Genomic DNA, 403 nt, shown 5'->3' on the forward strand with positions numbered 1-403 from the left:
GGGAGGTGTCCGGGCGGGCGTGGTCGTCGCAGCAGCCGGACCGGGAGGAGTTCGGGGTGAGGGGGGAGTCCTGCGTGGTCATCGACCCATTATCGCCCGTGGCGAGGGCGGATGCGACCGGGCCCGACGGGTGCGAGGATCGGGGGGACGGACCCCCGAGCCCCAGGAGCACCGCCGTGACCCACCCCGCCCCGCGCCCCACCGGCGCCGCCCGTTTCGACCTCACTCCCTTCGAGCGGTGGGAGGCCGTGACCCTCGACGACGTGCACGTCGGCTTCCTGCACCGGGTGCTGGAGGACGGCGTGCTGACCACCCGCATGGGCTTCGCCCCCACGCCCGCCCAGCGCGCCGCCCGCGGTGGACTGCCCGAGCGCTACCTCGCCCAGACGCAGGTCGGCTTCAC

The 403-nt window shown here is 75.2% G+C and carries 1 pseudogene; it reads left to right on the forward strand.

What is annotated here, in order from left to right:
* Positions 1–176: 176 nt before the first annotated feature.
* A pseudogene (locus HMPREF3105_RS01515) lies at positions 177–403 on the forward strand (hypothetical protein); the annotation flags it as partial.

Source organism: Micrococcus sp. HMSC31B01 (assembly GCF_001816085.1).
Lineage (GTDB): Bacteria > Actinomycetota > Actinomycetes > Actinomycetales > Micrococcaceae > Micrococcus > Micrococcus luteus.